This window comes from Trichocoleus sp. FACHB-90, from assembly GCF_014695505.1.
In the GTDB taxonomy this organism is placed as follows: domain Bacteria; phylum Cyanobacteriota; class Cyanobacteriia; order Cyanobacteriales; family FACHB-T130; genus Funiculus; species Funiculus sociatus.
Window position 1 is genome coordinate 1 of the sequence record NZ_JACJOK010000047.1, and the last position, 24,142, is coordinate 24,142.

General features: G+C 45.1%; 16 protein-coding genes and 4 pseudogenes. 1 reads left to right on the plus strand and 19 read right to left on the minus strand.

The window, feature by feature from the left end; translation table 11 throughout:
- Nucleotides 1-89: pseudogene (locus tag H6F74_RS13450) on the plus strand (IS1 family transposase); the annotation flags it as partial.
- On the opposite strand, the gene H6F74_RS13455 reads toward H6F74_RS13450, so the two are convergent.
- The 19 genes and pseudogenes from H6F74_RS13455 to H6F74_RS30025 form a co-directional block, all read right to left on the minus strand.
- The gene (locus H6F74_RS13455; protein ID WP_190441821.1) at nucleotides 53-922 is read right to left on the minus strand and encodes an NB-ARC domain-containing protein; all 870 of its coding nucleotides are present in this window, start codon (nucleotides 920-922) and stop codon (nucleotides 53-55) included. The pseudogene H6F74_RS13450 and the gene H6F74_RS13455 overlap by 37 nt on opposite strands.
- 52 nt (nucleotides 923-974) lie before the next feature.
- Nucleotides 975-1,559: a DsbA family protein gene (locus H6F74_RS13460; RefSeq protein WP_190441824.1), complete on the minus strand. Its 585-nt coding sequence runs from the start codon at nucleotides 1,557-1,559 to the stop codon at nucleotides 975-977.
- 576 nt (nucleotides 1,560-2,135) lie between these two features.
- Nucleotides 2,136-3,132 (minus strand): annotated as a pseudogene (locus H6F74_RS13465) (transposase).
- Nucleotides 3,133-3,163: 31 nt separating this feature from the next.
- Nucleotides 3,164-3,715 carry a hypothetical protein gene (locus H6F74_RS13470; protein ID WP_190441825.1) on the minus strand — a complete coding sequence of 184 codons (552 nt, stop codon included), beginning with the start codon at nucleotides 3,713-3,715 and terminating at the stop codon, nucleotides 3,164-3,166.
- A 50-nt stretch (nucleotides 3,716-3,765) separates the two neighbouring features.
- Nucleotides 3,766-4,062, minus strand: a complete 297-nt coding sequence (locus H6F74_RS13475) for a muconolactone Delta-isomerase family protein (RefSeq protein WP_190441827.1) — start codon at nucleotides 4,060-4,062, stop codon at nucleotides 3,766-3,768.
- A gap of 24 nt (nucleotides 4,063-4,086) precedes the next feature.
- On the minus strand, nucleotides 4,087-4,353 hold the full coding sequence (locus H6F74_RS13480) for a hypothetical protein (RefSeq protein ID WP_190441829.1): 267 nt from the start codon (nucleotides 4,351-4,353) through the stop codon (nucleotides 4,087-4,089).
- 32 nt (nucleotides 4,354-4,385) lie between these two features.
- Nucleotides 4,386-5,657 (minus strand): ScyD/ScyE family protein, encoded by a 1,272-nt coding sequence (locus H6F74_RS13485; RefSeq protein WP_347269516.1) that lies wholly within the window; start codon nucleotides 5,655-5,657, stop codon nucleotides 4,386-4,388.
- Nucleotides 5,658-6,070: 413 nt separating this feature from the next.
- Nucleotides 6,071-6,421, minus strand: coding sequence for a DUF4278 domain-containing protein (locus tag H6F74_RS13490; protein WP_190441832.1), 351 nt, complete (start codon nucleotides 6,419-6,421; stop codon nucleotides 6,071-6,073).
- A gap of 146 nt (nucleotides 6,422-6,567) precedes the next feature.
- The gene (locus H6F74_RS31030) at nucleotides 6,568-6,693 is read right to left on the minus strand and encodes an AraC family transcriptional regulator (RefSeq protein ID WP_347269517.1); all 126 of its coding nucleotides are present in this window, start codon (nucleotides 6,691-6,693) and stop codon (nucleotides 6,568-6,570) included.
- Nucleotides 6,694-6,727: 34 nt separating this feature from the next.
- Nucleotides 6,728-7,126: a response regulator gene (locus H6F74_RS13500; protein ID WP_190441834.1), complete on the minus strand. Its 399-nt coding sequence runs from the start codon at nucleotides 7,124-7,126 to the stop codon at nucleotides 6,728-6,730.
- A gap of 6 nt (nucleotides 7,127-7,132) precedes the next feature.
- Nucleotides 7,133-8,554 (minus strand): response regulator, encoded by a 1,422-nt coding sequence (locus tag H6F74_RS13505; protein ID WP_190441837.1) that lies wholly within the window; start codon nucleotides 8,552-8,554, stop codon nucleotides 7,133-7,135.
- Nucleotides 8,551-14,544 (minus strand): hybrid sensor histidine kinase/response regulator, encoded by a 5,994-nt coding sequence (locus tag H6F74_RS13510; RefSeq protein WP_190441839.1) that lies wholly within the window; start codon nucleotides 14,542-14,544, stop codon nucleotides 8,551-8,553. The genes H6F74_RS13505 and H6F74_RS13510 overlap by 4 nt, the downstream gene beginning before the upstream one ends.
- Before the next feature lie 189 nt (nucleotides 14,545-14,733).
- Nucleotides 14,734-14,979 (minus strand): annotated as a pseudogene (locus H6F74_RS13515) (response regulator transcription factor); the annotation flags it as partial.
- 59 nt (nucleotides 14,980-15,038) lie between these two features.
- Entirely contained in the window at nucleotides 15,039-16,052 is a 1,014-nt protein-coding gene (locus tag H6F74_RS13520; RefSeq protein WP_190441851.1) for a transposase, read from the minus strand.
- Nucleotides 16,053-16,749: 697 nt separating this feature from the next.
- On the minus strand, nucleotides 16,750-17,799 hold the full coding sequence (locus tag H6F74_RS13525) for an SGNH/GDSL hydrolase family protein (RefSeq protein ID WP_190441843.1): 1,050 nt from the start codon (nucleotides 17,797-17,799) through the stop codon (nucleotides 16,750-16,752).
- A 29-nt stretch (nucleotides 17,800-17,828) separates the two neighbouring features.
- Nucleotides 17,829-18,032, minus strand: a pseudogene (locus H6F74_RS31035) (disulfide bond formation protein DsbA); the annotation flags it as partial.
- Nucleotides 18,033-18,374: 342 nt separating this feature from the next.
- Nucleotides 18,375-19,055, minus strand: coding sequence for an isochorismatase family protein (locus H6F74_RS13530; protein WP_190441845.1), 681 nt, complete (start codon nucleotides 19,053-19,055; stop codon nucleotides 18,375-18,377).
- A gap of 243 nt (nucleotides 19,056-19,298) precedes the next feature.
- Nucleotides 19,299-19,928, minus strand: a complete 630-nt coding sequence (locus tag H6F74_RS13535; protein ID WP_190441847.1) for a response regulator transcription factor — start codon at nucleotides 19,926-19,928, stop codon at nucleotides 19,299-19,301.
- 7 nt (nucleotides 19,929-19,935) lie between these two features.
- The gene (locus H6F74_RS30025) at nucleotides 19,936-22,998 is read right to left on the minus strand and encodes a PAS domain S-box protein (protein ID WP_347269518.1); all 3,063 of its coding nucleotides are present in this window, start codon (nucleotides 22,996-22,998) and stop codon (nucleotides 19,936-19,938) included.
- Between the last annotated feature and the right edge of the window lie 1,144 nt (nucleotides 22,999-24,142).

The window sequence follows — 24,142 nt, forward strand, 5'->3', positions numbered from 1 at the left end:
GCTATTCAAAGTCGGTAGAAATGCTGAAGCACTCAGTTCGGTTGCTACTTCACTATCTTAAATTCTGGGATGTTCCTGTTCCTCCATGACTCATACCTTGATTCAGCAACGCCCCACTGGCGAGAATCGTCTCCATGTTATCCAGAATCAGTAAACACCCTGAGGAGCGCAAGCAGTCCATGAATTTGGCTATTTTCCGATCTAAGCTAGCAGGCAGCATTGAGTCATCTCCCTGTGTGTGCAGCAGAAATGGCAAAATACTCTCCAGTAGCTCTTCTAGTGAGGGTGCATTTTGCAGCGATCGCCACACGACAATTTCAAACTCTTGCTCAACTTGCATTGCAAGTTTGACGGCTAAAGTACTCTTGCCAATTCCCCCCATTCCTAGCAGGGCAACCATCCGACACTTTTCTTCCAATACCCAATGCCGTAGTGTTGTCAGTTCTGTTTCACGCCCGCAGAACAGGGACACGTCCACGGCTTCACCCCAGTCTTGGTTTGGATGCTTCTGTCGGGTATCTAGTCCCTTCAATGGTGAGTTTGGGCGAGAGTAGTCGCTTTTATTCAATTCCAAGCTAAAAGACTGAAAGATTGTAAAAAGTGAACATCGGTCTACAGGTTCTAAGCGTCCCAATACTCTGGAGATGGTATTTAATGACAATTGTGTGCGTTCACTCAATTTTTCTAAGGTGAAGCGCTCGCCAGCATTCTCTTGAAACTCTGCCCTAGACTTTGCAATTTGGAGTTTATTCCATCCCTGCACTGTTAAGATAACTCCGCGTATGCGACTACGAGGCGGGATAGAATTTTGAGGCTTGTGTTGTGCACGATCAGATTTCAGTTGGCGAGGGGTGCAATCAGCTTTGGGGTTCTGAATATACACAGAGGATGGCAATGGCATTTTCAGTGCAACGTTAGTCATTTGTTATCCTCTCCTTAAGAGCAATTGCTAGTTTATTGATGAAATTTACTTGTTATGAAAGATTTCCCGATTCAAGAATCGCAGCGAGTAATGGTTCAAGTTCTAAAGCGTTTGTGTATCGAACACCATTAATGAATAAGGCTGGTGTGCTGGTTACTCCACTACGAATCCCAGTTTCAATGTCTTCATTGATGTGTCCGACATGCACTCTCCTGGCAATGTCTCGAAGAAACTGGGTAACATCAAGTCCTAAATTGTTAGCGTACTCCACCAGATTGCAGTCTCTCAAATCTTGCTGATGCTCCAGTAAGATTTCGGACATCTGCCAAAACTGCCCCTGTGCCCCCGCTGCTTCTGCTGCTTCTGCTGCCTTTTGAGCTTGAGGATGGATTTGAGGTTGAGGGAAGTGTCGGAACACAAAGCCTAGAAAGTTCTCCTCAAAAAAGGTGGCATTGAGCCGTTCTTGAACTGTTTTAATCAAGGCATAAAGTTCTGCACATTGAGGACATTGATAATCCCCATACTCAACGAGCACAACTCTGGCATCCAGTGAGCCTTGCCGATGGTCTTGTTCAGAGGGGGGTACAACTAATTGATGGCGATCGCCAGGTGCGTTAGCAGGAATATCGTGGCTCATTCTAAACCTCTGAATCAAAGAGCATTTGTCGTGCGAGAAGCACTGTAAAACCCTGTTTTTCAACTCTTTAATCGTTTGTATGACTTTACAAAATCGTTTGTATGACTTTACAAATAAGAGTGGTAAAGAGTTAACAGTTTGTGGCAAAGGCTTTGGTATAGGACACCTGCCAAAAATTTTTAACTATAACCTGCTCCCATTAGTAATTTAGAGGACTCACTCAAATTTGTCGTCAATGCTAGGTTTATATTTTAAGCAACACAACGATCAATAATTGATTGATCCAAGGTACAGGTTCATATCAAACTTAAGTACAGGTTCATATCAAACTTAAGTTGAATGGCACTGACTTAAGAGGCGATCGCGCTGAACCCAAACATGGTAAAAAAGTCTCCCAGGCTGGGATTGAGTAATTCACCGTCCAGGAGATGGAATTATCAGTGCCTCTACTATGCCCAAACCAGTAGAAATTCTCAAGCGCAAATTTACTAACAGTGTGGGGCTACCATACCAGGGAGTTATTGCCCGAATCAACAATTGTTGAAGCCTTAGAAGCCGAAAAGATAAAGTCAGGGATTACGCAGTTGGATTGAGAACAAAGCGAGGAGCCGCTAGATAGGAACGAATCGCACTCCGGACGATCGCCAATTTAGCTTCGTACCAACTGATGCCCGTCATCCACAGATGTAGTTCCAGGCGTAGGAAGGCACGAATCGCTAAACCGATATGATTGCGCTGGGCACGGCTGGAGCGAACCTGCGCTGGTTCGGCTCCACAGCATTGTTTGAGTCCTCGGTGGTACTCCTCGATTGCCCAGCCTTTCCTCGGCAAATTGCAGGCGTTGAAGTTCACCCAGATTGAGGCCGTTGGTCGCCCAATAATCAATGTTACCGTTTGGGGCGACAATCTTGAAGACTTTGACGAAGCCATAGCCTTTGAGGTGAACAATTGTGCCAGTTGCAGCAATGGCGACCTCGTGCAGGGGTCGATTGCCGGTATTGTCAGGATTGACGTGCCGATTGCGCTTGAGTCGGGTCAACCAAATCCAGCCATAGTCGCGAATCCGCTTGAGGTTGTCTAGGCTGCTGTACCAGCTATCGAACACCACGCACTCAGGCGTAAACCCTCGTTCCTTTGCCACTTCAAGCATCGAGCGAAAGTGGTCGTTTTTGCTGGACCCATCTACGCTCTTCTCGTAGAACCGATAGTCCAATGGAATGTGACGGGCTCCCTCGCTCCATAGCAATGTAATCAGGTTGATCCCTTGCACCACTCGTCCATGCTTGCCCGACCAGTGCCGAGTCACCAACTCTATCTTCTCGGCATACCACTTGTCCAAGGTCGAATCATCCACCACTAAAACTCCCTGGTTCAACCATACCTGCGACCGTGCTTCTTGCCACAACTGCTCAGTTGATGGTTCCATTCGATGCAACAATCGGGTAATTGCGTCATGAGCCGCGGCATTAGCAGACTCCGGTTGTACTCGTTCGGCTTCAGTGCAGCTATATGCCTTGTGCGTCGCAATCAGAAAGTTGATGTAATCGTACTCGTTGACCTTGGGTGGGTTCATCCTTTGGTTCTACCGCACCTTCCCTTTTTTCTCAACTGCGTAACTCCTGATTCAAATTCCAGGCATGGATTTTATTCGGTTCTAACTCCACCCCAACACTTGGATTGAGCCGACTTAAAAACACAGATTTATAGGCATCCGGAACATAGTTTTGGGAACACGGCAAGCCTGCATTCTCGACTAAATACTCTCGAATGTGCGATCGCGCCCCATCAGCCCCTACCAGTAAATCGTAGTGAACGGTAAAGCTATCTTCTTCTGAAGGTTTCAAGGTCACGGTTTTAGCCGTGACATCGATAGCCGTACATTCACAGTTGAAATGTACCTTAACCTGATTCGGACTAGAGGTTTCGGTTAATTGCTTCAACAGAACCGTCACGAGGCGATTGCGGTCAATTGTGAGAATCGGATTTTTCCGGGGAACTCGTCGGGATTTGCCCTTTTTCCCATAAATAATCGTCCCCTGACAGAACACACTTTGAGCGGCGATTGCCTCCTCTAACCCAACAATGGCTCGAATTGCTTTTCTGCCTCGTTCCTGAAGGGAGATCGGAAATGTGCGGTCAAAAGAAACATCAGCCAACCAGGGATAAGCAGATTGTGTGGCTGCAAGTATGCCACTCCTGATTCCTGCTAGCCCTGAGCGCTAAATAGCTCGGCGATTCCAACATAGGGCTTGAGGGGAAGCACCTCAACTTTCAAAAAACCCGCTTTTACCATTGGGAACTGGGCAACTGCCTCATTGACTATCTCAAGACTGTCCGCTTCAAAAAGCAGCACCGCACCGCTTTGATCGGCAATGTAGTGTATTGTGCGAACTAAGTCAGCCGCGTAATACTCCCAAGCTTGTGCAACTTCAGGCTTCACTAATGGGAAAACCTGTTCCGTCGAGACTCCCTCAAATACCCTGGCAATGACTAGAAACTGCACAATAACCTCCTACTTTATTTAGGTTTAGCCAAGAGCAAATGCTTCATTAACGTTGTCGAGTGAAAACGTATGCGTTTGGATCGGTGTAAGATCGAGAATTCCAGCCGCGCTCATCCTGTAGAGTTCACCGGGCACATGCCTTGGATACATGAACGAACCTCGGATGTTCAGTTCTTCTAGCATAATTTTTGAGTAGGGTAGGGGGATGTCTGCCTGAACCCCACCCACAAAAACGGCTGTACCAACTGCCAACGAGATAGCACTGTTGCCAGAACCCGTTTCATTTGTCAAACATTCTATCGGGCAGGTTGAGGCAACCTACATTAAACCTTTTTCCCTATCCACTTACTTAATTTCTGGAAGTGGAACAGTTGTAAAACCGTACCGAAAGCACCCAAGGTTAATAAACCTAATATAGAAGTCGGCTCGGGAACCGATGTCGGTTCGTCATTCGGGTCAATACGAATGATCTGACCTTGTCCTGCAAGGAAGCCGTTGTTTGAGATATAAATACCACCATCAGGACCCAATGCTAGACCGGTAGGAGATATTAATCCCTCACTAGCGATAGTTGTGCGAGTCCCATCAGGAGCAACACGGCTCAGCTCACCCGTTGGGTCTCCAGACAAGATTGAATTAGCGGCGTATTCTAAGACATACAGACTGCCTTCAGGATCGAAAGCTAGGTCAATTATGTTTGTGAACTCATCAGCGTAGACCACTGGTTGCTCACCCTCAATTCGTAAGACACGCGCTGCATCTTCGGGAAAAGGAAACCCTGTGAGTTCGCCTACATAATAGGCACCATCAGGACCCATTGCGATCGATGTCGGTACGGATTGCATTGGAATATCCGGACCGCCGAAGGGATTAGTCACGGGGCGCGTATCAAACACAGATTGCACCGCCAGCTCACTCCCATCGATTCCCACACCGAGAAGGGCGTTGGCACTTGCATCAACGACAAAAGCCGTGTCACCCTGAATTAGGAGAGCATAGGGGTTGCTAATAATATCCCCACCATCAGGATTATTTAAACCCTCATACGCCGCCAGATCAGCCACCTGTGTCCACGCAGCCCCTCCGTTCAAGTCATCAATGCTAATGAGCTGTCCGAAGTCAGCAATACCCAGTAAATTATCACGGTCGTTTGGGTTACCAGCCAAACCAACAACGACATAAGCCCTTCCGGTCGAATCAAAGGCGATGTCATGTGCACCCGAGGCATCACTCCCATCGGGTAACGCTAAGGACGGAAGACCCGTAACTACACGCTCCGTTATTCCGTTCTCAATGCGCGTCACGGCACTAGTGGCACCGTAACATAGATTCGCGTCAGGCAGACTAGGTGAGGGAATGCAGGCTCCTGTTCCTCCTCTACCTGCCTCTGTAACGTAGAGAGCACCGTCAGGACCAAAGCTAAGCCCTCGTGGACCATCAAGACCACTAGCCAAAACCTCAAAGGTGGCTGCCTGTACTACTTCTCCGACGGAGAAAGTAATCAAGGCGGCTCCCACCGCTGCCTTTGTGAAATTTTTCAGCATAGTTTTGAGTGTAGTAGAAGGGTACAAAGTTGAAGAGAAATTAGATAGCATCAGCTACCAATTTCTTAGGTTTCCCATCACAAACTGGCGTTGTTCTTATCGAGCTTTTGTCACTTTTACCCAACCCAGTAATATTCATAAGTCAAGTATTGAGTTGGTGCGTGCGAAACCTTGCACGAAGGCTTCGACCTTATTCTCTCACCAAAGTAACAGAAACTGAACAGATGTCAGATAACATATTATTTGTCGTCTTAACAAAATGTTGTCGTTGGGCGCTTCTATCACTACCAAACCCTAGAGATATCTGGATAAAGAAAAGCTGAAGTTAAAACAATTTATCGATCGCTGAGGGATTCCTACCAAAATGTTACTTAGCCCAAAGCCCCTATCGTAAAAGATTTGAAAGGTTTTTGGATTAACGACACTAATGTGTTATTAACGACAAATAATTTGTTATTTGACAATTACCAGGCAGGGTGAGTTGCCAACCCAAGTTCTGCCGCAGCACGGTACCGCATGGATTGCTGACGATTTTTGAGCGTCCGCTTCTGATTGTGCATTAGCGCTCGCGCCTTCTGTTGAGTAGAGAAAGCCGGAGTTTTTGTCGGCTGAGTGCTGTTAGGGGTTGGCGTTGTGCCAGTTTGATAGTAAACGCCGCGATACTTCAGGTTAACCGTTGGTTGCAGCACTGGTGGCTTTTTCAAATTGCGGAATCTCCAATCTAATCCCCGATACTTCCCACCGACTTCACCTAAGGTGGTTTCAACTTCTGGGGGATTGTATTCGTAGCTAACACCGCGATATTGAAGTTTCATGGTTTCACCTTTTGAATAAATGTAATGGGTTGGATTCAATGCGAACGAAGGCGTTGACTCGACATTTACCTCTGTTTGGATTCTTGTCTGATCTAACTTGAGTTTAATGATTGTCAACGCTCAACTTCTATCAGATTCTTATGGGATTAGCGAACCTGCTTGGAGGTCATTCCAGTGAGGCACTTGAACTGTTGCGTCAGATGGTTTTGACTGGAGAAACCGACTTGTAAGGCAATGTCTATGGTTTGCGAAGCAAGTTCCCCCAGAGTAATCGCTAAGTCCGTTTTCCGATAACATCAATAGCGATCAAGGTGGGTTACTGCTGTTTCGGCGTTGCTGAATGACGGAATGATTTCTTCTGATTAAAGATGAAAAATCAGGAACTCCAGCCGCCGATTCATCCCTATGATCAGCAACGCCAATATTTTCATCACTATCGTAGGTGGTCAGCACGATAATCCGAGCATCGTCAAATTCAGTGCAGATAGCAGTAATAGCAGCAACACCATCCATCTGCGGCATCCGCAAATCCATTAACATTATATCGGGCTGATGTTGGCGAAACAGTTCCACGGCTTGGCACCCATCACAGGCTTGTCCGACAACAGTAATATCTGCCTCGCATTCGAGCAACGCTACCAACCCCTGCGCTACGACGGAATGATCGTCGGCAACCAAGACGCGAATGATATTTGACTGATTCACCTTCCCCTACTCCCTGTCGAGCGATACGACAACTTCCGTTCCTCGTCCGGGCTGACTTTGGATTGTTAGCTTTGCGCCGATGCGATCGGCACGTTCTGTCATTCCCATTAAACCGAAACCGTTTTCGACAGAAAAACTGTCGATTTCAAACCCCTGCCCATTGTCTTTGATTCGCAAAATAAACTGCGTTTTCTCATACACCAGTTGAATTCGGATTTCACTAGCTCTGGCGTACTTAAAGGCATTGGTCAACGCTTCTTGTCCAATTCGGAATACATTATTTTCTACATCTTGAGGCAGGGGATATGCCTTACCCAACACTTCGCAGATAGTATGGGTACTGGAATGGGAAAACATCTGTGATGACAGGTGACCAAGAGCGCTGCATAAGTCACCATCCTCCAACAACTTCGGGCGCAGTGCTTTCACTGAGCGACGGGCTTCGGTGAGTCCAGAGCGAGCTAAATCGCGCCCCACCTTTATATGTTCTTGTGCTGCCGCCGGATCTACCGTAATTATGCGTGAGGCGGCTCCCAAGTGAACAATGATACCTGTGAAGGCTTGCGCTAGGGTGTCGTGAATTTCTTGCGCCATGCGGTTGCGTTCTTCTAGCAAAGATGCTTCTAGTGCCTGTTTGCGATCGCGTAGCGCAGCAGCAACCCGTTCACTGATGTCCTGTCCAATACCAATACTCATACCATTAGAAAGCCGAATATTTGCCCAAGATGTATCCAGAGAACTCCCATCGCGAATCCTGGCTTTGAAGTCTTGCCATTTCCCAGTAGCGGCAAACATATGTTCCAAAACCCCCTGCCGATACTCTGGGTCAGGAAAGCATTCTGTCAGCAAATCGATGTTTTCCAGTTCTGCATGAGACCATCCCGATACATGTTCTGACTCCAGATTGACCAATTGAATCCGTCCGTTAGCATCATAAAGAGTCACCATTACAGGAATATGGTCAAAGATTGTTTGCAGGAGTTCCTTCTGCTCAGTGAGCCTTGCATTTTGTTCTAAAAGTTGCTTAGAGAGCCGACTAATTCGCAATTGATTTTCGATACGAGCCAACACTTCTAGGAATTCAAAGGGTTTTGTAATGTAGTCTACCCCGCCTAGAGAAAATGCTTTCACTTTATCGAACACTTCATTCAAAGCAGTGACAAAAATAACCGGAATATCTTTGGTTCGTTCATCTGCTTTTAGCTCTTGGCAAACTTGATAGCCATCCATCTCAGGCATCAGAATGTCTAGCAAAATCAGGTCAGGTCGAGTTGACTGGACAGACATCAGAGCCAGTTGACCGTCTGGTATGAGGCGCACTTTATACCCTTGCTCGGACAAAATTCCGCTTAAAAGCTCCAAATTTGCAGGGTTATCATCAACGATTAAAATATTCCCTTTATGGGAAGAATTTTGAGGATTAGTCATTTTAAATCGACGGCAGATTGTGTTAGCGTTAATAACTGCTTGTACCGGAAATTGTTAACCAATGCAGCGAGGGCATTGGCTAGGGGTTTATTTGAGGAGCGGATTTGGTCGATGAGAGTCAACATTAAATCTTTATCACCATCGATTGTGGCTTGGTAGAGATTAGCCACTAGATCGGTAGGCAAGGCCGCTATGGCATCGGGAGTTAGAGCATCCGTATCGGTTTGGGTTGAAGTGGGTAAGGCGACGGATTCATCGTAGACGAAGCTCACTCCGAGATGTTTGTGCAGGGCATCAAAGATGTCTGCTTCTCTAAAGGGTTTGCGGATAAAATCATCACAACCCGTAGAAAGGATAATTGCTCGCTGTTCCTCGAAGCTACTAGCCGTGACGGCAACTATTGCTGTAGCTTGACCTTTGGTTGTGGCTTTAATTCGTTTGGTTGCTTCATAGCCATCCATCACAGGCATCCGCATATCCATTAAGATGATGTGCGGCGAACAGTTTTCCCAAAGTTCAATCGCCTGTTGACCGTTAGTCGCTTCAAGTAGTTCAAAACCAAGAGGGGAAAGCTGCCTGATTAGCAGTTGTCGATTGTCCCAGCGATCGTCCACAATCAGAATGCGATAGGTTGGTTGGTTGGGTCCGAGGGCAATGACTCGGCGGGTTGGTTGTTGGCTGTTGCTCTGAGCCGTTTCAACTACACTAACAGTAATGTCAAATTTGAAAAGGCTACCATGCCCGACTTGGGAGCTAACCGTCATTTCACCTCCCATCAGTTGCACAAACGATCGCGCTATAGGCAACCCTAAACCCGTCCCTTCGGAAGATTGTTGACCGGTTCTTGTTTGCATGAAGGCTTCAAACAAGCTATCTAGCTCTTCAGGGGCAATGCCAGCTCCGCTATCTTCGACTTCAAACTGCAATTGGTAATTGGTAATTGGTAATTGGTAATTGGAGCTATCTTCCCCATTACCGATTACTGACCTTACCCTTACTGATACGCCCCCTTCACAGGTAAACTTAATCGCATTATTGAGCAGATTAATTAATACTTGACGCAACTTGACTTCATCAGTGCGTACAAATTGGGGTACGTCTGGAGTCCGCTCAAACAGCATGTGCAACCCTTTATCCTTAGCTTTGAGTTGGAACATATCTTCCAAATCGTCTAGGAGGCGATAGATATCAAAGGATGTTTCGTTGATTGTCGTGCGTCCTGCCTCGATTTTGGATAAATCTAAGACTTGGTTAATCAGGGTGAGCAGGTGTTCTCCACTGCGGGTGATAATACCCAGGTTGTCTTGGTGTTCCGAGGGCAGACTTTGTGATCGACTGATTAATTGAGAAAAGCCCAGAATAGCATTGAGAGGAGTCCGCAGTTCGTGGCTCATGTTTGCCAGGAAAGTACTTTTAGCTTGGTTTGCTGCCTGGGCTTGTCGAGTGGCTTCGGCAAGTTCGGCTGTACGGTGAGACACCTTTTGTTCCAACGAGCGGCTGTATTCCCCTAACTGGGTATAGAGGTTAGCATTTTCGATTGAAATAGCGGCTTGTGAAGATAACAAATTCAAGACTTCCAATCGCTCTGGTGTAAAGGCTCCAGCCGTTAGATTATTTTCCAAGTAAAAAAGCCCGACCAGTTTGCCTTGATTGAGCAGTGGCGCACACAAGATAGATTTGGTTTGATGCTCTTTAATATAAGGCTCATCAGTAAAGCTGCCTTCAAGGGTGGCATCATTCAAGACTAAACTTTCTTTGGTGCGGACGACATAGTTAATGATTGCTACAGGAAGATAGTTGTCAATCGGAATTGACTGCAAAACTCTGGTGGTATAGGCATCTACATTTACTGAAGAATCCACCTCACCGGATGCTTCAATCACCCATTCGCCGTCTTTGTGCAAAATCAAACAACCTGTTTGCGCTCCAGCATTCTCAATTAGTATCTGTATTAAGGAACTGAGTAACTGCTCTAGCACAATTTCACCAGAAATCGCTTGGGAAGCTTTCATTACCGTTGCTAAATCCAAGGCTTCTCCCGAACTATTACCAGTAGTCGTTCTAGGATTGGTTGTGCGCGTGGCAGTCGTGCGAGCCACTGTCGGAGATTGAGCCAGTAACTGCGGGTATTTGGTTTCTAAATCTTTGACCTTTGCAGTCGCTCCCCACCGCTCATAGCAATAGTGAGCTTCTTTCATGTAGGTTTGGGCAATCTTTTCCCTACCACGAGATAGGTAAAATTTTGCAGCTAATTCATAGGCTAATGCTTCTTCTTGAAGATAGTCATTGTCTTTAGCACCAACAATTGCTTGTTCGTAGCACTCTTCCGCTTCAAACCAGTGACCCAAAACTCGCGCTTTCTCTGCTTGCACCAAATGATATTTATGCAAATGATTCATTGGTGCATTATGCGCCCATTGTTTCATTTTCTCCTGGCTAAGGGCAACGTTTTTGAGGATTTCTTCCTGTGTTTGAGTGCTGCTTCCGGGATAGGTTGCGAGTCTTGCCAGAGAGTTATAGAGGTAGTACAGAGGAGCAAAGGGTGTCGCTGTTGCTTGGAACAAAAGACTTTCCACTAGGGCCGAGTTTTCAACTGCCTGGGCATACTCAGAAAATAAATAGCAGAGGAAAAGTTTGTGGAAATAGACACTAAAGAATGCGGTTGCATCATTAGCTGCTTCGTGTTTTGGCAATCCATTCTCCTCATTGTAGAATTCGCCAATTAGACGGGTTGGATTGACCGAGCATCCCATCAGATTTAAGACAGACTGCTGAAATATTTGAGTAAAGGTGAGTATTGCTTTCTGTTTGAGTTGACGGATTGCTTCACTGTATGTTCTCATCTCGCGTTCAAGCTCCACGAGTTCCTTTCCAACCACAAAGGATTGGAAGCAGTAAGTGTAAGCACCATAGGCGGCAAACTCTAAATCCCCAGTTTCCAGCCCAATTTGATAGGCTTCGAGTAATGCCTCCAGTGATTCTCTAGCATGTTCTTTCCAGTGGATGATGAGAAAATTTACGATCGCTAATGTCCTAGCTCTAAGTGAATGGGTATTCTGCTTGGACAACAGCCTGAGAGCCACCTGTCCAAACTGGTAACCCGACTCTATGTTTCCGACCATCCCGCAAAGAATGAGCCCACCAAAATTGGCATAGGCAAAGGGAGACGCAGACGCATTGCCATACTGGATGGATAAGTTGACCTGTTTAGATGCAAGTATTGGCACTAGAGCGGGAGCAGCATGATAGGCAGCAATGGTTATCCTTGATAGAATTGGCATCGCCGCCAACTTCTCTGGCTCGGTCATTTGGGGCAAATTGCTCAAGTCAGAAATCGGCTTCTCACGGAAGCGAGATGTGATGCTGTCTAGTTCGAGATGAATGTCCGACTGACTTGGTTTTTCGGGAAAACTAATCCCTAGTTGCGGCAAAACTTGCAATCCAATATCGATCGCCTTCAATGGCTGATTCTGCGCGATATCAGATTGAATTTTGACTTCGTAGACTTTGACGCTGTCGAGAACTGTCTTAGCTTCTTGTAGAACAACTGTGACCCAGTATTCTACTTGCTCAAACTCACCACACAAGTACGCAACTTCTGCTGTTTCTGTGTATAACTCTAAGGTCAGGCCATAGTTCGTTTCCCAGCTAGAAGATGCCAAGCAGGCTCTGCCCGTGGCTAAATATTTTTTCGCCATACTATAGGCGCTCGCTGCTTTGGCTTTCTGACCTGCGATCAAATTTAATTGAGCAATTTCATCTCGTTCGGGTTGAGCAGTGATCAGCTCAATCCCATGATTCAGATGATCCACGATCTCGAACAGCCTCTCTGATAGTCCATCGGGAGAAGTATTTCTCAGTAAATTGCGACCAATTTGTAGATGAACAACTTGTTGGCGCGACTCATCAATCAATGCATAAGCAGCTTGCTGCACTCGGTCATGGAGGAATTTATAATCCTGGACTAATAGCTGTTCATCCAAGTCCGATGTGGTTAATATCAAGCCAGACTGCACCGCTGTCACTAGCTCTGGAAAAACTTCCCCCTGTAGTTTTTCACTAATAATAGAAAGAGTATTTAAGTCAAAATTAGCACCAATACAAGCGGCAAGCTTTAAAATTTGCTGCGTGGCATGGGGAAGTTTATTCAAGTTACCAACCATTAACTCCACCACATTCTCAGTGATATTTTTGTCCTCAATCTGAGGGATATCCCAATGCCAGCTTAGATGCTCTAAATCAAAAGTCAGTAAGTTTTCGACGTACAGTGTTTTGAGAAACTCCTTAACAAAAAAAGGATTTCCGTCTGTTTTCTGTAGCACTAATTCTGTCAAGGGTTTGACTGTACTGATTTCACTGAGTAATGTGTCAGCAACTAGTTGTGCGCTCACCTCTAGCCCTAAAGGTGCTAGCACAATCTGATTAACGATTGCTCCGGTTTTTCTTAACTGCTTAAGTGCCATCATTAACGGATGCACTGAGTTAACTTCATTATCTCGATACGCACCAACCAGAAACAAACATTGCGTATCTGCATCCGTCATCATCAAGTCGATTAACTTGAGCGTTGCCGAGTCTGCCCACTGAAGATCGTCGAGAAAGATAACTAAGGGATGTTTTGGTGAACAGAACACCCTGATGAACTTTTGAAAAACTCGATTAAAACGATTCTGAGCTTCAGTTGCTCCAACTTCTTCTACGGGTGGCTGCTTACCAATAATCAGTTCTACTTCCGGTATGATATTGATAATAATCTGTCCGTTCGTTCCCAACGCTGTTAGGAGTTTGTTCCGCCATTGTTCGAGCTGGTCTTCCGGTTCGCTCAAGAGTTGCCGCACTAATCCTGTAAAGGCCCTGACGACAGCAGAGTAGGGAATATTGCCCTGCAACTGGTCAAATTTACCAGTCAGGAAATAGCCCCGTTTTTCAGTAATGGGTTTATAAATTTCTTGGACTAGTGCTGACTTGCCGATACCGGAATAGCCTGCAACCAACATCAATTCTGCTTGCTTTGTCTCCCCTGTAGCTATTCGCTCAAATGCAGTTAGTAACGTCTCAACTTCCGCTTCTCGTCCATACAGTTTTTGCGGGATCTGAAACTTGTCAGAGATGTCTTGATTACCCAATCCAAATGTGGCAATCTCACCCGTTGTTTCTAAGTGTCGTAAACATTCATTCAAATCAGCTTTGAGTCCCCAGGCACTCTGATAGCGCTGTTCGGCATTCTTTGCCATCAACTTCAGGACGATGTCTGAAACAGCTATTGGTATGTCTGCATTCACCTCATGCGGTGGAATAGGCTGTTTAGCAATATGACAATGCACCAGTTCCAGAATATCCGTTGTCGGAAAAGGCAATTGCCCTGTGAGCAGTTCGTAGAAGGTGACACCCAGCGAGTAAAAGTCCGTGCGATAATCCAGGGTTCGGTTCATCCTGCCGGTTTGCTCGGGCGACATGTAGGCTAAGGTGCCTTCTAAAACATTGGGATTCTTAAATGTCGGGTTAGTGCGGGTTAATTGGGTGGAAATGCCAAAGTCGATAAGTTTGACAATCCCAGTATTGGGATTGAGAACAATATTGCCTGGGTTAATGTCTTTGTGGATAATGTTGACAGCATGAATCCTGCCCAAAATTTCTGTAATCGCGATCGCGAGGCGCAAGAATTCAGGTAAAGGAACAGGACAATAGGCTTGGGGTGATGTCTGCATCCATTTGGCTAAGGACTCCCCGCCAAAATCCTCCAAGAGCATCACCAGTGATCGCTGATAATCTTGTTGACTGTAAGCCTTTACGACCCCATCTATGTTAAGCGAGCGCGTAATTTCATATTCCTGCTTATAGCGGGTGAGTTCGGCTGGGGTAGGATAATCTTCTTTGAGTACCTTAAGGATGACAGGTGTGCGATCACTTTGTCGTATCCCTCGATAAACCAACGAATTAGTACTTTCGTAGATTTTGGCTGTGACGGCAACCTGAGGCAGGGAAATCATAACTATCACCTTGCTGTGTAGGCTTGGAAGCGATTCCGAAAGGTTTGGTCAAAAGGCTTGTTTTAAGCTTTTGCAGATTGTAGTTTGTTTCAGCTAGGAAGAGTAAGGATGCCTTCTATAAATTTAGATTGACTACTAGCTTTCTTCTAAAATCGTGATGTTTTTTTAGTAACAATGGAGTCCTATCCGCTACGGCAGCCTGACAATTCCCCGCTTCAGTGCGGCAATAACAGCCTGTGTGCGATCACTGACGTTCAACTTGCTCAGAATATTGTTGACGTGAGACTTAACAGTGCCTTCCCTAATACTTAGAACTTCACCAATTTCCAGATTACTCCTGCCAGCCGTCATTAGGTGTAAGACTTCGCTCTCGCGTTTACTAAGGTCCGGGCTGTTCATCCGCTCCGCCAGCCTGGCACCTACGTCCATTGGAATCAGGACTTACGCAACTGTCACAAGCAATGGCGCTTGCACTCTCGCCAAGTACCCAAAAACTAAACGATCAACATGGGAATGTCCGGACGTTTTAGTTGTTGAACTAAATAATTTGACAACAATCCATGCTTAAGAAGGTAAATTGTTTGTCCACTTTGATAAGCTAAATTTTTAAGCCTAAGCCAGACTAAAATAGCACAGGCAATGTGGTTTCTTTGAATCCGTCCTTTGCGACATTGGCATGATTCAATACCTGTCAATTGCTTTAACTCTCTATGAAACTCCTCAACCTTCCAACGCACCTTACACACTTTCTGTATAACGTCCGTCGAGTCTTGAGATAAATCGTTTGTAGCGATAAAATCCGTTCTGCCGGTAGAGACAGTCACCCGGAATAGTTTCACTTTCTTTGCCCCTGAAAACTTTTTTATTTTAACTATTTTACCTGATTCTAACTCCTCTTTATCCCAAGATAATAACTCAATTTTCTGATAATCTTTTTCCTTGCCCGTGTCATCAACAAGTCGATTACGTTTGAGAGGGCAATAATAATATTTACCTAAATCATCAATATATAACATCAATTTATTGGTGGCATACCAACTATCCATTAAGACGGCTCTAAATGGTAAATGTTTATGGTATATAAGGCTTTGCAGCATCTCCATCACATGGTCTATCTTTGTTTTTCCATCTCTATCCGGGTCATAAATACGATAGTCAACTACCCAAAACTTTCCAAGCTCATAATTGACATATATACAATTTGTTAGCCCAATTCCTTGAATTACACCATGTTCGTTCCCGCTGTACTTCCGTTTGCTTGTTTCTATTTCTGTAGCATATCGTTTATCAATTACTGTATCATCAAAAACTAGATAAGCGTTATCATTTATTTCTATGATATCTTTGACATTATCCCAAAGTAAACGTGGCGTTAGCTTTTCATTCTTAAGATAGCGATTGATTTTATCATGACTAATCTGTTCCAAATGGTCTGCCAAATTAGTAAGAGTATAATTAATTTGACTACTCAGCAAGTATTGGCAATAGTTAAGTTTAGTAAATTTCATCATTCTCTTCTGATTTTGATGCCCGACGCTCCTAATTTTCTCATAAAATGTTAAAGACATCCTGACGCTATCAATTACTATTACTAATTTGAGTAGGAACCTCTTTGGCGGTTCACTGTAATAAATAATACATCCGTACTATTAAATGGCGCTCGCGTGAGCCAGTTGCGTAAGTCCTGTATATATAGGGTTCAGCCATTTTTAAGTAAAATCGGCAGGATAACGTAAATCTTGGGTATGTATCGCTACAAAAACTGGAGTATTTATTAATTTTATTTACAGGTTTTACAGCAAGGACTTTGAGTATCCTTCGCAATGGATTGTCTGTAACTATTACAGGCAAAGGATTATAGCCCAAAATATTAGCCTTCTACCACAGAGTATTTATTAAACTCTTGGGTTGGCGAAAAGCAATATTGACCCTCAGACTGCAAGTATCTTCAGGCAAAATCCTACTTTCGCTTAAAAACGCTCAAACTTATATACAGCAGGGCTTTTCAGACCATATTGCTGTTTTTTACTTGTATCTCGGCTCAATACCTAGATGAGGCCATTACAAATGCCTTAGATGCTGTAACTAAAAAAGACATCATTGGATGGTTCACGCACAACTGTTACTATATTGCACCCAACTGAGAACCGCTATAAGTTTGGGACAAGCGCGTACAATGAAACCTATTTTGGCACGGTGATACCCTTAGCTACTATGAACTTTACGCCGTAGTAAACTTATTATACCTATACAAGCTATCAAAGCTACAACATTTGATGGTTCAGGAACAGTTGGTGTTTTCTGTATATCTAAGAAATTGGCCATATCTTCACCAATGATTTGATGTACACGACGAGTAGGATGAATCTCGTCGAAGTAATAATAATTATTAGGTGTTGAACAAGCAGGCTCTAACCCCCCAGTGGTGTATAAAAGTTTGCAGGCATCATTTATATTGGTAAAACCAAATGTCGCTGGGGTAGAGCGAATTTTGTTGCTAATTGCAACATGGTCATACAGTGCAACTTCGACACCTAATTGCTTATTCAGGGTATCGAGTTGACCGGGAAGACTTTTATTGATAACATCTCTAAACTTAGCTGCCTCTTCTGAGTATTGCTCAAAAAGTGGTAATGCAGCTAAATCTGTAGAATTTACAACAAAAAACTGTTCTGCACCTAGCACTGCAAGTTGTGATATTCCAGAAACAATATTGTTAACAGCAGCATCAGCTAATACATCGACCGAACCAGTCTGATTATTAAAAAACCTTTCTAATAAGTCATTTGTAGATATAAAAATGAAGTATAATCCCTTAGAATCTGGCACACGATTAACTTCTGCTTTATATTCTTCGATTTGACCGAATAAACCAGTATTTTGATATTTATCAAGCCAAGTACTTAAATTGCCATTACCGCTTTTTGCACCACCCACAGCATAATCTGTTAATTGTAAATTTTTTTGTTTTGCTAGTACCTCAACTGATGTTAAGCCGGGATTATTTGTCCATCGACCATCAGAGTCATATACATCTACTTGGGGGAATATAAATGCTCCAGGCACCCCAGAGTTAACTGCTGCTGTTGTAATCCGAAGTGCTGCCCCATTATCTGAATAGCTATCACCAAAAGCATAAATACGAGAAATAGAGTTGAAAGAAGCAGCATAAGCATTATTAACACTTACACACAAAAAAGCCGCACTACTTACTGTGGCAGTAACAAATGTCTTGAAAATTGTATTTTTCAGCATAGATCAATGCATTTCCGAATATCTAAGCGGAAGATAAAACATAAATAATCCTCTCCAAAAGAAACCGTAAGCTCTTGCCGAATGATTTTAATCAGCTTGTAAACGGCTGCACTTCTAGAACATTGATAATCCCCATACATCACTAATACCACGGCGGCACTTAGCACACCTTGACTGTGATCTTGGGTTGAAGCTGGCACAACTAAAGAACTGGAACTATGGTCGTCGATCATCTTTCTATATCTGTATCAAGCATGGAACCTTGTGATTCACTTGCTCAATCCACATGAATTCAATATAAGCAATTGGCTTTTAATTGTCGTCTACAGTGAGTTAACATTTTTAAGATGTAATTTGATGGAGCAGCCGCTCCTTCTTAAGATAGAAGGTAGGCTCTAACTTAAGTTAGAATCCGAACTTGATCGAAAGTACACCCTACAAACTGACAATGCCGATTAGCCTGCTTGTTGGGGCGTTACGGACACTCTTATCGGAAATGCGAGGCGAGGAACTGATAACCAACTCCTCGCCTTCACTTTTTTTATTTTGTGTGTGCGCGTTGCAATTAGGTGCTTTTACACAGGTGCCATTTGCCGATCGAGCTTGGTCTCTCGTCCATCTCGTTGCACGGATTGAGCTTTGTCATAGCTCTCCATTAGGGCGCGGTAAGGCGGCACGATGTGGTCAACCGCAACAGCGGCAAACTCCATTGCGTCCGGACGGTTCCACGTGTTCATGAGTTCGCTCATTACTGCGTAAGTGTCGATGGGCATGGCTCCCGCCTGGACGAGGCGGGCCAGAGTGAGGTCGGTCGCCATCTGGCTCCAGTTGCCGGAAGCGTCAATGATTGTGAAAACCTTATAGCCGGCAGCCAGTGCGCTCAGCGCTGGAAACGCCATGCAGGTGCTGGTGAGAGTTCCGGCGATGAGGAGAGTCTTTCGCCCGGTTTTCTCGATAGCATTTACCCAAGCTGGGTTATCCCAAGCGTTAATCTGTCCTGTGCGCGGAATGTAAACCGCCTCAGGATTGTGCTGGTGGATTTCGGGAATCAGGGGACCATTGGGACCATCGGGTACCGAAGCAGTCGTGAAGGTCGGAATCTTGGCGAGTCGCGAGATCTTGGCGAGTGCCATAACATTGGAGCGGAGGACTGGGAGTTCGATGTCACGCACAAGTTGGAAGAGTCCGCTCTGATGATCAATCAGCAGCAGCACGGCGTCGTTGGGATCGATCATTGTGTCGATGGTGTTGCTCATGGGTTTGTTTCCTTTTTTATTCAAATTCAGTCAATGTCATTTTTTCCTAGCTATCTGGGGCGTGTCCAGTTCTAGTACTCAGCTTCTTTCGGAATAAGTTCAATATAGGAGATCGCCTTTGAGCCGTCGTCTACAGTGAGTTAAATTTTTTACAGTACAAACTGATAGAGTAACCATTCCATCGCGAAGTAGAAGGCTGGTTATAACTTAAGTTAGAATCCCAATTCGATCGAAAGTACAACCCTATAAACTAACAATGCCGCGCTTAACGGCAACAACCACAGCCTGGGTGCGATCGCTCACATCTAACTTATTCAAAATCCGATTAACATGAGATTTAACCGTGCCTTCACCAATGCTCAAAGCAGTCGCAATATCAGCATTACTCATCCCCTGAGCCAGTGAGCGGAGGACTGCCAGTTCTCGTTCACTCAGTTCTGGATTGCTGAGGCGTTGTACCAACTTTGCTCCCACATCTGGCGGAATATACTTCTGACCCCGATGAACGGTGCGAATGGCATTCAGAAGCTCGTCAGGTTCAGTTTCTTTCAACAGGTATCCTTTTGCGCCTGCCTGCAATCCTCGATAGATATCTTCGTCGCTATCATACGTGGTCAGTACAATAATCCGAGCAGACTTAGCTGTCGCACAAATTGCACCGATGGCCGCAACTCCTTCTACTTCAGGCATGCGGAGATCCATCAGCGTGATATCCGGTTGATGTTCCCTAAATAGAGTGATCGCCTGTTCCCCATTTTCGGCTTGGGCAATCACCTGCATATCTGGGTCACGGTTAATAATCGTGGCTAATCCTTGCCGAAAAATGGCATGATCGTCCGCAATCAAAACCCGAATAGTCGTGGCTTGGCTCATCGTGATGCTACTTCCGATTGACGGTGACAATAATCTCTGTTCCCTGTCCAGGTTGACTTCTAATCGTGAGCTGTGCGCCGATGCGCTCCGCCCGTTCGCTCATACCGAGTAAGCCAAAACCATCAGAGGATGGAATACTCCCAACTCCAAAGCCCTGTCCATTGTCTTGCACGCGCAAGCAAACCTGATCGCGATCGTAGGCTAGCTCAACTCGAATTTCGTCAGCATTGGCATGTTTAATCGCATTGGTTAATGCTTCCTGCCCCATCCGTAGTAAGTTATTCTCGACTTCAGTCGGGAGAGAATATACTGCACCCTCAATCTCATAATACAAAGTGGTATCCATTGCGGCAGTTCTGATTTGAGCGATGAGACGATGTAGAGCACTCTGTAAACTGCCCTCCTCCAAAAGCTGAGGACGGAGCGCGACGACCGATCGCCGTGCTTCAACCAGTCCAGTTCGCGCCAATTCTTTGATCAGGTCTAGGTGTGCCCCAGTTGCTTCTACATCATCCGATAGCACCTGTTTTGCGGCTCCTACCTGAGCCAGAATGCCTGTAAACGACTGAGCGAGTGTGTCATGAATTTCACGCGCCATGCGGTTGCGCTCCTCTAAAATTGAGGCTTCTTCTGCTTGCTTTTGCAGCGTAATGTCTCGCGCCAACCAAATCACCTGTTCGTGCCGAATCGGGGCAATGCGAGCCGAAAACCAGACTTCTCGTCCAGCTATCCACTGGCATTCAGTGTATTCAACGGTGAGTACTTGTTGGGTTTTCACCACCTGCTGAATATAATTCAGGAATTCATCAGCTTGTTCCTTCGCATAGAGTTGATGCAGTGTTTTACCAATATATTCCTTTATATACTCCTCTCCATAGGATGGATTTCCTGGGATTGCGTCGATCACTTGCCCTTCAGCATTGTAAACACACAGCGGATCGGGAATGGCTGAGAAGAGCGCTCGCAGTTCTGCTTCAGAGGCTTGCAGCGCGGCTTCTGCCTGTTTGCGATCGCTAATATCTGCAATCACCCCTTCGATGTAGTCATCGGCTGTATTCAAATAACAAGAGGAAAGTACCCAAAACACTGTACCATCTCGTTTTCGCATCTGGAATTCATAGCTTCGCACTTCCCCATCCCGCTTCATCATCTCAATGGCTTGTTGGCGAACGTTGGGATTGACATAGTAGCCTGTAGTGTGCTCCAGCCCAATCATCTCCTCTGGTGAATCAAAGCCAAACAGATCGGCAAAGCGTTGATTGGCATCGAGAATTAATCCATCCGAGAGGCGGGTTCGGTAGAGGCCAACCTGCGAGTTTTCAAAAATAGTTCGGAACTTGGCTTCACTGCGTTGTAATGCCTCTTCTGCTTGCTTACGCTGGGTGGTGTCGTTGCCCACCGATAAGATTTCAACGACCTCTCCCTGGTCATTGAAGATGGCTTGATTCGACCAGGCCATCCAAACTCGCCGACCGTCTCGGCACAGGTTTTCACTCTCGCCTTGCGGGTACAATTGAGGATTACGAAGTAAATCGTGAACAAATGGTTTGACATCGCGTCCAGAGGTTTCGATGTCTGGAATGATGGTTTCAAATAAGGTTCGCCCTACAATCTGATGTTCTTCATAGCCCAGGAGTTTCACCCCATAATCGTTGATGTATCGAATTCGTCCTTGCGTGTCATAGCAAATGATGACGGAATTCGCGGTTTGTAGCAGGTTGCGGTAATTGGCTTCACTTTGTCGTAACGCAGCAGTTCGTTCTGCGACCTGTTGCTCTAAAGTGCAGTTGTAGTCGGCTAGGAGTTTCTCGGCTTGTTTGCGCTCTGTAATGTCCTGAAAAGTAGCGATCGCATAAGTGATATTGCCCTGTTGATCAAAAACTGGTGTTCCCCGTGCCTCAATTAGAATGGAGACATGATCTCGACGAATTTCTATATCTTCAGTTCTGATGCGTTCGCCCCTTAATGCCCGCACAGCAGGCAAGCTCTCCGCTGGATAGATTTGATCCGTTCCCGCTACATAAAGCTGATAAGCCTCTGAGATCTGCTCCGGTGCTATGGAAGTATCAGTTTCTTTGCCCCTGAGTTGATTGCCGCATTGGTTGGTATAGTAAGGGCGACCCGCCGCATCCACGATCGCAATTCCCACCGGAATCGCTTCGAGGAACTGGGTGATCTTGCTTTCCTTAGCCTGCAGTTCTGAGTAAAGGTTGGCATTTTCGATGGCGATCGCTGCTTGAGTCGATAATAGCTGCAAGACCTGCGATCGCTCTGGTGTAAATACTCCAGTTGCTAACCGATTTTCTAAATACAATACACCGACCAGCTTGGCTTGATTCAGCAGCGGCAAACAGAAAATAGATTGAGGCTGGTTCTGTTGAATGTATGGCTCATTAATAAAAGCACCTTCACGAGTCGCATCATTTAAGGCAACAGGCTTCAGAGTCCGAATCACATATTGAATGATTGATTCTGGCAATTGACCGGCAATTGGAATAGACTGTAATACCTGAGTCGCACAAGCATTCTCATCGGCATTGAGTTCACAAGCCGCTTCAATCGACCATTCTCCTGAGTTTTCTAAAATCAGATATCCGGTTTGTGCACCAGCATTCTCAATTAAAATTTGCATCAGTGATCGCAGCAGTTGCTTCAGTTCAATTTCACGAGAAATCGCCTGTGCAGCTTTCATCACTGCTGCTAAATCGAAAGCAGTATGGAAGGGATGAGTGATAGTTTCAGCAGTAATAGGAATTGATGTGGAAGCGGCTCTAGACGACTGAGAAAAGAACTGTGGATAGCGACTTTCTATATCTTTGACTTTAGCGGTTGCGCCCCAGCGATCGTAGCAATAGTGCGCCTCTTTCATGTAGGTTTGAGCAATTTTTTCTCGACCTCGCGCTAGATAGTGTTTAGCCGCTAATTCATAAGCTAATGCTTCTTCCTGGATATACTCATTTTCAGCAGCACCTGCGATCGCCCGTTCATAAAACTCTTCAGCCTCAAGAAATTGCCCTAAGACTCGCGCTTTCTCTGCCTCGACTAGATAAAATTTATGTAGATAATTCATTGGGGCGTGTTCTGCCCATTTCTGCATCTTTTCTTGGTTGATGTTAACAGAGTTTAGCCAAGCTGCTTTTTCAGAGTTTGAAACATCGAGCGATAGGCTCAAAAGCGCCAGAGAATGATAGAAACAGAATACAGGTAAAACCGTTATTGCTGTCACCTCTTCAAAATGTTGCCTTGCCAAAATAGCAGTCTGTATAGCTTGATGATATTCTTCAAATAAATAAGGCAATATAACTTTGTGCAGGTATAGCATTTGAATTGCAGTTCCATCTTTAACTGCAAGGGCGTGTGGTAATGCCTCCTCTTCATTACACACCCGACCAACTAAGCGGCTGGGATTCTCAGACCTATCTAGCAAATTAAGAATGGTCTGCCGTAATATTGCCAGCCAATTCGAGGGGCTTTCCCGTCTGATTTGGTTGATCGCTTTGCTGTAGGTTGCTGTTTTTTGTTCTAGCTGGGTAAGTTCCTCTCCAGCAAAAAATGAGTTACGGCACACGCCATATGCAGCATAACCAGCAGATTCAAAGTCTCCAGTTTCCACTCCATTTCGATACACATCAGCCATCATGGGTATTATCTTCCTAAGATGCATCTTCCAGTGCAGGATATGGAAACTCGAAAACATTAATGTTTTCGAGTTTCCATTTTTGGCATTCAACCGTTCTGCCAAACTGAGAGCCAATTTGCCAAACTCATAACCGAATTCAATGTCTTGAACAACTCCACATAGAACAAACCCATAGCAGGCATAATACAGTGATGACCAGATAGCATTACCGTAGTTGATTAATAAATTTATTGTTTTGCAAGTAATCAGTATCCAAAGGGCTGGTAACATTATAAATGCAGCAGATCCCATATTTGATAGGATTGACATAGCTGCCAGCGGTTCTAGTGCAGTCATCTCTGGTAAGTTAATCAAGTCTTCAATTTCTCGTTCAGCGAGTAGTGCCGCCGTTGACTCCAATTCCTTTTGAATATCTGCCTGACTTGGATTTTCTATTAAATCTATTCCCAAGAGCTTTAACGCTTCCAAGCCAATTTTGAGTGCTTCTTTCAGGTTGCCCTGTGACAAATATCTTTGAATGCTGCCATCGTAAACTTGCACTTTGTCAACCACTGTTTTGGCACGAGCGAGTACC